An 8,708-nucleotide genomic window follows, 5' to 3' on the forward strand; every position below is an offset into this window, starting at 1 on the left:
CTTGTAAGCAGCGTTGCAGGCCTCATCAAACTTCTTCCACAGCGCATGGTTGGTGGGGCCGCTTTGGTCGGCCTTCTTCCAGTCCTCGCGCAGCTGGCGCAGCGCCTCTTGCAGCTTGCGGCCGCCCAGCTCCTGGCCTTCGGGGCGGGCGAGCAAGCCTGGGCCTTGGCCAGCAGCTCCTCGCGCACCTTGTCGCGCTCCAGCGCTGCCAGCCTTCGAGTTCACCGGCGGCGATCAGCGCGGTGTTGACCTGCGATTCCAGGTCCTGGTCGATCAGCTTGCCGTGCTGCTTGAGGGCAGCGCGCAGCTGCTGCGCCGCGCTGGATGCGCCCTTGCCATGGCCTTCGGCCGTATGGGCCTGCAAGGCTTTCAGCGCTTCTTGCACCGCATGCTTGGCGCGTTTGGCTTCCTGCGGTCGGCAGCGGGCTTGGCAGCAGCGGCACGGGCGGCAGCTTGCTCCACTTCGGTGGGCAGGCCGCGCCCGGCGCGGATCTCGTCGGCCCAGACCGGCACCGTGGGCAGCGGCGCTTGCGCATCTTCAGCGGCAGCCAGGGTTTGCTTGAGGGCGGACTGGAACGCATCCCAGACCAGCAGCAGCTGCGACTTGGAGGCGTCGAGCATGCTCGGGTAGCGCGCTTCGACGCTGCCCCAGCTGGCATCGCCTTCGAGCACGGCAGCTTGGTCCTGCCAGTGCTGCACATCGGTGGCCAGTGCCGCCTGGGCAGCCTGGCATCCTTGTAGGACTTGGTGAGAGCACTTCGACGCGCTGGGCCAGCAGCACGGCGGCTTCGCGCTGCACCTGCACGCGGTGCTGCAGGTCTTCAATCGTCTTGATGCGGTCGGCCAGCTGGATCTTGAGCGCGGCCAGCGGCTCGCGCGACAGCGGCGCGCCAGCCTTGGCGGCGTCACGCTGCCAGGCCAGGGCATCGGCAATGTTCAGCTTGGAGGCGCCCAGCAGCTTCTCGGCCTTCTCGGCCCATTCCGCGGCGATGGCCTCCTGGCCCTTGGCGCGGCGCATCTCTTCCATGCGCTCACGGATAGCCTTGGCAGCGCCCTTGTCGCGGGCAGACAGCTCCTTGAACACTTCCTGCAGCTGCTCGGCACCCGGGTTGGTCGCCAGCCATTCGCGCACCTGGCTGCACGCTCGCCCGAGGTGGCAGCCGAGAAGCACCACCGGTGACGCCATCGAGGGGATGGGGGCAGCGGCCGCCTTGGCGGGTGCGGGTGCGGGCTCAGGGTTTCGGGCGTCTTGTTGCGCGAGATAAAGGGGAACATGGAGTCAGTTCAGTCGTAAATACGGCCTGCATCGCAGCGCAATGCAGCGCAATGCAGCCATTGGCACATAAAAAAGAGGGAAGCCGGCCCAAGGGAGTCTCTGCGAAACTGCCTAGCCTGCATCCAGGGTGCTATTTTGACCCGTTTGGCAAGGACTCCAAGCACACGGGCATCGCTATCAGGTAATTCGGCCGCAGCATGGCCAAAAACAAAGGGCTGGCGCCCTGCGGCCCAGCCCTTGTTCAATGGTGTGTCAGCGCTCAGCGCGGCGCCAGACTGAGCTCGGCATGCGGCGTCCAGTCCTTGTCCTCACCAAAGCCCTCGGTCTTGGCATTGCCCAGGAAGAGGCGCTCCAACTTGACGCCCTTGCTGGCCAGGTAGTCACGCACCGTCACGCCCCGGGCCAGCGCCAGCTCGCGCATCGCATTGTCGGGCACGCTGATGCTGGTCAGCAGCAGGGTTTCCATCTCGGCCACCGGGATGTCGCTGGCCATGCCCACCAGGTTGCGCGGCTTCTGGATATCGGCACGTTTGTACACCTCCTTGAGCAAGGCGGGGTACTCGGCAGCGCTCACGGCCTGCACGTCTTCAGGCTTGCCACCGGCGCGCACAGCGCTGCGGCGCTTTTGCGCCAGCACCAGGTCATCGATGCGGGCCTTGCGCCAGCCGTCCTTCTCACGCTCCAGATCGGCCTGGCCGGCAACGGTCAGCTGCAGCGCCGGGCGGTCTTCCAGCGCCTTGGCCACCTTATCCAGGCTTTGCTTGCTGTCCGCATCCAGCACCGCACTGCCGGGGGCAAAGGGCACATGGCTGGCTTCGCTGCCGCCACCAAAGGCGCCCGAGAGCAGCGCAAAGGGCGAGGTCACCGCCTTCATGATCAGGTTGCCAATCACCTTGAAGATGATCGGCGCCAGGCGGAACTGCGGATCATTGAGCGAGCCGCTGATGGCAGGTCCAGGTCGATCACGCCATTGCGGTCGGCCAGCAAGGCCACAGCCAGCTTGACCGGCAGGCTCGCTGGCGCGCCCTGCACCGCATCGCCAAAGGTCAACTGTTGAGCACCAGCTTGTTGCTGGCCGTCAGCATGCCTCGGGCTCGTAACGTCGTACTGCACATCCACGCTCATCTTGCCGCGCTCGATGCCATGGCCGGCGTACTTGATGCTGTAGGGCGTCAGCGGAGACAGCTCCAGATCGCGCACCTTGCCATGGATATTGAGCGCCAGCGGCTTGACCAGCGGGTTGAGCTTGCCGGTGATCTCCAGCGACGCGGTGCCTTCTGCCTTGCCGCGCAGCTCCAGCTCGGCCAGCTGCAACTGGCCGGCCGTCGGCTCGGACGAAAACGCGCCCATGCGCCCGGCCAGCTCGGACAGGTCGGCCGAGTAGTTGGGCCGCACAAACTGGTCGCTGAACTTGACGGTACCGCCGGCCAGCGTGATCGGCCCCATGTCGATAATCGGGCGGTGGCTGGCTCGGGGCTGGCAGGCGAGGCCGGTGGGCTGACTGCCGCGCCGCCCGAGGCCTCGACCACCACGCCTTCGGATGGCGCCGCCGCATTGCCAGCGCCCGCAGCACTGCTGCCGCCCAGGTCCTGCAGATTGAGCTTGCCGTTCTCCTGCACCACGAGGCGCGCATAAAAGTCGGTCAAGGCCGTCTCGCCGACCTGCACCTTCATGCGCTGGCCCGGCACCATGTCCACGGCCAGGCGCGCAGGCTCAGCAGCTTCCAGTTCAGCAGGTCATCGCCGCCCCCATCAACCCAATGCCCAAGGTACCTGTACCCCGGTTGGCAACAGGTGCAGCCGCTTTGCGGCCGGTCTCGCTGGCGCCATTGCCATCGTCATCACTGGCATCATCACCGCTGGCCGCGCTGCGGCGGCCACCAGGGGGCGCACGCGCACATCATCCAGCCCAGCATCGCCCTTGATATGCAGCACCGGCCCCTTGTCCGATTGGCTGAAGTCCACCGTGCCCCGGAAGTTGGCATCCGCGCGCACGAGCGCACCGGCAGCAGAGCCGCCGCATAGGGCTCAAAGGCGTGAACGGGCAGCTGGCTCACATTCAGACGCCCCACGGCCGACACTGGCGCCAGGCCCAGGCTGCCGTCATAGGCGATGCGGCCGGGCTCGGCGCGGCCGCTGCCGATCCGCCCGAGAGCTTGAGCGGCGAGGGCTTGGCCTGGCCGCCAGCGGCGCATAGTCGCGCAGCTCCAGATCCCAGCCGGTCAGGCGAAAGGCGACCTTGCGTGCGGTCGATTCATCCTGGAAGGCGAGCTGGGCGCCCTTGATCGCGATCACATCCAGCTGCACATCCAGGGTTTGCTGGCTGCGGCCTTGCTAGAAGTAGCAGGCTTTGCGGGCGCCTTGGCCTCGCTCTGGCGGGCCTGCGATGCCACGAGCCAGTCTTCAAACATCATGCGGCCGTCCTTGGCGCGCGAGACGCCCAGCACCGGCTCAACCAGTTGCACCGAGCCGAGCTTGACCTGCTGGGCTTCGGTGTCCAGCACGGCATCCTTGACCAGCAGCTGGCGCAGCTCCAGCAGGTTGTTCTTGCCCTTGAGGCCGATGGCCGGGCCATGGGGCGGCGCGCAGTTGGCCTTGCTGTTGCACTGCAGGGCCACGTCCGATACGCGCATCTGCGCCAGCGTCAGCTTCAGCGCCGTGCCCTGGCGGCTCAGGTGCATCTCGCTGTCGATGGTGCCCAGCAGGCCCGGCTCGATCACCCCGGTCAAATAAGAAGCCCCCAACTGCAGCGGCAGGCCCGTGGTGGTCACATCCACCTCGGCCATCTGGTCGGTCGCCTTGCCCGAGAACACCAGGCGGCCGGTAGACGGCACGCCCTGCGCACCCGAGAGCCCCGACGAACCTCAAAACTGAAAGGCTGCTTGAAGGGCCAGGCAATCTGCTGCGCCTCCATGCTGAAGTCATCGAGCTGCACGCGCGCGGGCAGTGGCACGCTCTCATCGACCCAGACTCCCTTGAGACGGCTGAGCTTGAGCGCATCGACCCGCACCGACCAGGCAGGTTGGCCGCTGCTGGCTTTGCCTGCGGATGCGCCAGCTTCTGCAGCGACTGCCTGAGAGTCCGCGTTGTCGGCCTTGTCAGCCTTGTCGTCCTTCGCTTCGGGGCTTGCACCATCTGCACTGGCCACGGAGGTTGCAGGCTCTGCCTTGTCTGCGGCGGCAGCGGTTTCTGTGGACTTGGCGGCTGCGGGGCATCCTCAGCCGGCGCGGCAGTGCCTGGCCCTGGGCATCGAGCAGGCTCAGCTGGCCATTCTTGCCCCGCTTGAGCGACAGCTGCGCGCCATCGAGCGCCAGCTGGGCGATATGCACCTGCCCCAGCAAGGGCTGCACATCGGCCAGTTGCACATCGAGCCGCTCCCAGCCCAGCAATTCGCCGTTGGCCGCGTCGTGCAGCTGCACAGCGCTGGCATGCACCTCGCCGCTCAGGCGCACCTGTGTCTTTTCACGTTGTTCAAAGGCCAGAGCCAGGTCGGCATTGAGCACGCCGGCCACCAGCTTGACGGGCAAGGACGCGGGAATATAGGCCAGATAGGGCTGGAGGTCGAGGTCCTTGATCGCAAACTTGGCCTCGGCCTTGCGGTCATCAGCAAAAGGCGTGGCCTCGGCATGGCTGGCAAACTGGCTGCCATTGAGCACAAAGGCCAGCTGGGGCAGCACCTTGATCTCGCGTTTGGATTCGAGGTTGCTCAGAAAGGGAATGCCCAGCTGCAGACCCTGGAGTTCATGGGTCTGACCCACCGTGTCATCGCGCAAGGCCACCTGCCCGTCTTTGAGCTCGATGTTGTAGAGCGCAAAGTGCGCCGTCTTGCCGTCATCGGCTTTGGGCTCAGGGCTGCGCAGCTTTTGCAGTATGTCGTCAAAATCAAATTTTCCGGGGCGGTCTGCGCGATGCGCAGCACCGGCTTGTCCACCTGGATGGCATCGAGCACCGGTGCGAGCCTGAACACCGACTGGATATCAGCATCCACATAGATGCGCTCGACCGCCAGCATTGCCGCGCTGTCGGCCTGGGGCCCGGCGATCTGCAGGTCGCGCACGGTCAGCTCCAGCGACCAGGGCTTGAACTCCACCGCACCGATATGCACCGCCCGCCCGAGTTTTTCCGTGCCCAGCTTCTCGCTCTGGGTGCGCAGCAGCCAGGGCAGCAGCAGCCACGACAGCGCCCCACAGCAGCAGCAGCGCCAGCAGGCACCATCCCAGCCGGCGCAACCAGCGCATCGCGACGACCCTTTTCTTGTTTGTTTCTTGCGTTTCGCTCACGGCGATGATCCTCACTCTGAGTCAGTACGGCCCACCCCATGGCAGCCATGGCAGCCCAAGATCCATTGTGCACAAATAAGCCGCTGTAGCGGTGCTGGCATAGCACACAAAAGCGGCATCGTAGCTGGTTCACAATCGTTCAATTCTTGCAGGTTGCCCCCAGGAAACGGTGTGCTCTATATATATAGAGGACAGACGCAGTTTCTATGGAGGCGCGCCCTGTGGTAACACCACGGCCAGGGTCGAGAGCAGCAGGGGGCGCTGCCGCGATGCACGGATCCAACAGCCGGATCGGGCATGCGCCCGTCCGCCCGCCCTGGACACCGCCGTGCTTTTCACACTGCGGCATGCCAAACCGCAGCGCGGAGCCGTAAAAACACACGCCAGGCCCTGCTTTTTTGCGTCCATCTATTTTTCACCCAGGTATAAATGCCAAAACCTGATGTAGCCATGGGTTATTGGCTGTTTTATCCTGGTTTTTATACAGTTTTTTGGCCTTTTGATGTGAAATTTGTGCGTGCGCAGATGACCGCATGATGACCAAGACCTGCCCGCCCAAATCAGGCCAGTGTTTTGCGCGGCCCGCAACGGTTCCTTGCAGCTATTGGCAGGCGGCACCCGGGCTCCCTCCTAGGCTGAAAAAACGCAAATGGAGCGACTCGCTACACCAAAAACAGAGCACAACAGCCGCGCAGCATTTGATAAAGATTGACTTTTTGCTGCATCCTTTATATCAATCAATGTATTTAGAAGATTAAATACAAGCTATTGAACCCATAAAACGGGGTCCCCACAGGCCCCCGATCCGGTGCTTTTTCTGCCTGCCATCCCCGCTGCAGGGGTGGCTGCCGCCCCAGCCCGGATACGCCCTGCAGTGAATCGCTATACACGTTTTTTTATTACTTTTTTTTCTCATTTTTCAATTCAATAGTGTTGACTGAGTATTAAGCAAGCTTCTAGAATTCACCCATTGCATTGATTGCTGATTTTTTAGTCAACACCCCTCACGGTGTTTTGATCGTAGCCCCTGACACGCAAGAGCGTGCTTGAAACGACAAGGCCGTCTGCAACGCAGACAGCCTGCCGGAGACCGCACAGGACAGTGCGGCTCCACCCTGCCAGACCCCAGCCCGGTGCACTATCCGCGGGCTCTTTGTTGGAGGTGGCGGGACTTAGAAAGGAAAAATCCCTATGACGGCTCCCGCGCAAGTGGATGCCGGTGCGCGCTCATTGAGCGCCACCATCAGCCGTGTCTGATGACCATGGCACACAACAGTTTTGCTTTGATTGGTCTGTAGTGGCGTTTTGCGCCCTCACCCTGGTGTCGCGTGATGACCTGCGCCACGCCGGCGAGGCGCAATTGCGCAGCTGGCTGCAGGCCCGCACGCATGCGCCAGCGTTGACCTGGCAGGTGCCGATGCGGACGCATCCAATGGCGACGATGCCGCCATGGTGGCGGCCGTGGACCGTGCCACCGCCAGCAACCCCCAGCAATTGCCCCGCAACCAGGCCAATGTGGCCTATTGGCTGGCCAAGAAATACCGCGTGGCGCCAGAGCCCCTGGCCGTGCTCGTCTCCGAAGCCTACCTCGTGGGCAAGGAAACCAAGCTGGATCCCACCTTGATCCTGGCGATCATGGCCGTGGAGTCAAGCTTCAACCCCTTTGCCCAAAGCTCGGTGGGTGCGCAAGGCCTGATGCAGGTGATGACCAAGATTCACACCGACAAGTACGAGCACTTCGGCGGCCACTTTGCAGCCTTTGACCCGGTGACCAATCTGCGCGTGGGCGTCAAGGTGCTGCAGGAGTGCATCGAGCGCGCCGGCTCGCTCGAAGGCGGCCTCAAATACTATGTGGGCGCAGCCAACCTGCCGACCGACGGGGGCTACGCCGCCAAGGTGATGGCCGAGCACTTCCGCATCAAGCAAGTGGCCGAAGGCCGCAGCAACACGCCCAAGGCACCGGTGGCCCCCGCTGCCAAGCCTTCACTGTCGGCCCAGGCGGATACGCCCGCCGCAGCCGGTACCGTGGCCGACAAGGCCAAGGCCGCCAGCAACAGCGCAGCTGCAGGCAACGCTTCTGAAACCGTGGCCCTGGCTGACACAAGCCGCGCTGCCAGCAGCGGCCAAGGCCGAGGCCACCGCCGTGGCCATGGGTTCCTGATCTGCCCCTCCGGCTCGTCGCCCTGTTAGCACAAGCACCCTGCGGGGTGCTTTTGTTTTTTCTGGCCTTGGCACAGCTTCCCTGAACCGGTTTTTTATCCAGACGTGGCGATAAACCCATTGCCCCAGGCCTGTGCAGCCTCGGCTACACTAGCCGGGTACGCGACTGGCGATAGACATCTGTATGACCGGATTGTTGACGTGGAATGCAGCCCGGCCTGCAGCAACCACCGGGGAGCGTACCGTGCAGTGCCAGGCGAGCGCATCGCCCCCGCACCCGCCACGTGTTAGCCGTGCGCCTGGGCAGCCCCTGTTTTCGCCAACCTCACTGTTGGCAGGCAGGGCTCACTTCTGACTCCAACGACCGCATGTACCAACGTAACATCCTTGTCGAACAGACCGACGCAAAACTCTTTGCGGCCATCCAGGCCGAAAACCAGCGCCAAGAGCAGCACATCGAGCTGATCGCCAGCGAAAACTATGCCTCCCCTGCCGTGATGTGGGCCCAAGGCACCCACTGACCAACAAGTACGCCGAAGGCTACCCCGCAAGCGCTACTACGGCGGCTGCGAATTTGTCGATATCGCCGAGCAGCTGGCCATCGACCGCGTCAAGCAACTGTTTGGCGCAGATGCTGCCAATGTGCAACCCCATTGCGGCGCATCGGCCAATGAAGCGGTTTTCCTGGCTTTCCTCAAGCCGGCGACACCATCATGGGCATGAGCCTGGCCGAAGGCGGTCACCTGACCCATGGCATGCCACTGAAACATCTCGGCAAGTGGTTCAACGTCGTCTCCTACGGCCTGAACGAAAAGGAAGAGCTGGACTACGACGCCATGGAAAAGAAGGCGCACGAGACCAAGCCCAAGCTGATCATCGCTGGCGCATCCGCTTACTCGCTGGAAATCGACTTTGCCCGCTTTGCCAAGGTGGCCAGGATGTGGGCGCGATCTTCATGGTCGACATGGCCCACTATGCCGGTCTGATCGCCGC

12 protein-coding genes, 2 pseudogenes and 1 riboswitch are annotated in these 8,708 nt (G+C 63.6%); of the genes and pseudogenes, 3 read left to right on the forward strand and 11 right to left on the reverse strand.

From position 1 onward, the window contains the following. Positions 1-25: 25 nt before the first annotated feature. The 5 genes from ACFODQ_RS01225 to ACFODQ_RS01245 all read right to left on the reverse strand — a co-directional run bounded on the left by ACFODQ_RS01225 (position 26) and on the right by ACFODQ_RS01245 (position 2,722). Positions 26-385: a hypothetical protein gene (locus tag ACFODQ_RS01225; RefSeq protein WP_377014564.1), complete on the reverse strand. Its 360-nt coding sequence runs from the start codon at positions 383-385 to the stop codon at positions 26-28. Further along, positions 370-621 (reverse strand): hypothetical protein, encoded by a 252-nt coding sequence (locus tag ACFODQ_RS01230; RefSeq protein ID WP_377014566.1) that lies wholly within the window; start codon positions 619-621, stop codon positions 370-372. The genes ACFODQ_RS01225 and ACFODQ_RS01230 overlap by 16 nt, the downstream gene beginning before the upstream one ends. Next, positions 539-1,174: a hypothetical protein gene (locus tag ACFODQ_RS01235; RefSeq protein ID WP_377014568.1), complete on the reverse strand. Its 636-nt coding sequence runs from the start codon at positions 1,172-1,174 to the stop codon at positions 539-541. Before ACFODQ_RS01235 ends, ACFODQ_RS01230 begins: the two co-directional genes overlap by 83 nt. Before the next feature lie 361 nt (positions 1,175-1,535). Beyond that, positions 1,536-2,168 carry a hypothetical protein gene (locus ACFODQ_RS01240; protein ID WP_377014570.1) on the reverse strand — a complete coding sequence of 211 codons (633 nt, stop codon included), beginning with the start codon at positions 2,166-2,168 and terminating at the stop codon, positions 1,536-1,538. Beyond that, positions 2,165-2,722, reverse strand: a complete 558-nt coding sequence (locus ACFODQ_RS01245) for a DUF748 domain-containing protein (protein WP_377014572.1) — start codon at positions 2,720-2,722, stop codon at positions 2,165-2,167. The genes ACFODQ_RS01240 and ACFODQ_RS01245 overlap by 4 nt, the downstream gene beginning before the upstream one ends. Positions 2,723-2,737: 15 nt before the next feature. Here ACFODQ_RS01245 and ACFODQ_RS01250 point away from each other — a divergent pair, with 15 nt between their 5' ends. Continuing rightward, positions 2,738-2,911: a hypothetical protein gene (locus tag ACFODQ_RS01250; protein WP_377014574.1), complete on the forward strand. Its 174-nt coding sequence runs from the start codon at positions 2,738-2,740 to the stop codon at positions 2,909-2,911. Positions 2,912-3,027: 116 nt separating this feature from the next. Here ACFODQ_RS01250 and ACFODQ_RS01255 read toward each other — a convergent pair whose 3' ends face one another. From ACFODQ_RS01255 to ACFODQ_RS01280, 6 genes are all read right to left on the reverse strand, one after another. Then, on the reverse strand, positions 3,028-3,270 hold the full coding sequence (locus tag ACFODQ_RS01255) for a hypothetical protein (protein WP_377014576.1): 243 nt from the start codon (positions 3,268-3,270) through the stop codon (positions 3,028-3,030). 108 nt (positions 3,271-3,378) lie between these two features. Next, on the reverse strand, positions 3,379-3,582 hold the full coding sequence (locus ACFODQ_RS01260) for a DUF748 domain-containing protein (protein WP_377014578.1): 204 nt from the start codon (positions 3,580-3,582) through the stop codon (positions 3,379-3,381). After that, positions 3,567-4,109, reverse strand: a complete 543-nt coding sequence (locus ACFODQ_RS01265; RefSeq protein ID WP_377014580.1) for a hypothetical protein — start codon at positions 4,107-4,109, stop codon at positions 3,567-3,569. Before ACFODQ_RS01265 ends, ACFODQ_RS01260 begins: the two co-directional genes overlap by 16 nt. After that, entirely contained in the window at positions 4,043-4,423 is a 381-nt protein-coding gene (locus tag ACFODQ_RS01270) for a hypothetical protein (RefSeq protein ID WP_377014582.1), read from the reverse strand. The genes ACFODQ_RS01265 and ACFODQ_RS01270 overlap by 67 nt, the downstream gene beginning before the upstream one ends. Beyond that, a complete protein-coding gene (locus ACFODQ_RS01275; RefSeq protein WP_377014584.1) occupies positions 4,374-5,033 on the reverse strand; it encodes a DUF748 domain-containing protein in 660 nt (219 codons plus the stop codon). The genes ACFODQ_RS01270 and ACFODQ_RS01275 overlap by 50 nt, the downstream gene beginning before the upstream one ends. Continuing rightward, on the reverse strand, positions 4,982-5,380 hold the full coding sequence (locus ACFODQ_RS01280) for a hypothetical protein (protein WP_377014586.1): 399 nt from the start codon (positions 5,378-5,380) through the stop codon (positions 4,982-4,984). Before ACFODQ_RS01280 ends, ACFODQ_RS01275 begins: the two co-directional genes overlap by 52 nt. A gap of 1,366 nt (positions 5,381-6,746) precedes the next feature. Here ACFODQ_RS01280 and ACFODQ_RS01285 point away from each other — a divergent pair. Together ACFODQ_RS01285 and glyA are read left to right on the forward strand one after the other, a co-directional pair. Continuing rightward, a pseudogene (locus tag ACFODQ_RS01285) lies at positions 6,747-7,580 on the forward strand (transglycosylase SLT domain-containing protein); the annotation flags it as partial. Between the two features lie 287 nt (positions 7,581-7,867). After that, a riboswitch (ZMP/ZTP riboswitch) is annotated at positions 7,868-8,027 on the forward strand. Between the two features lie 56 nt (positions 8,028-8,083). Next, positions 8,084-8,708 (forward strand): annotated as a pseudogene (glyA, locus tag ACFODQ_RS01290) (serine hydroxymethyltransferase); the annotation flags it as partial.

It is taken from the genome of Comamonas sp. JC664 (assembly GCF_042647185.1).

What these genes read in the sequence shown, in the direction of transcription:
- ACFODQ_RS01230 (WP_377014566.1), bottom strand. Translation starts at nt 621, where the DNA reads ATGCTCGACGCCTCCAAGTCGCAGCTGCTGCTGGTCTGGGATGCGTTC.
- ACFODQ_RS01245 (WP_377014572.1), bottom strand. Translation starts at nt 2,722, where the DNA reads ATGGGGCCGATCACGCTGGCCGGCGGTACCGTCAAGTTCAGCGACCAG.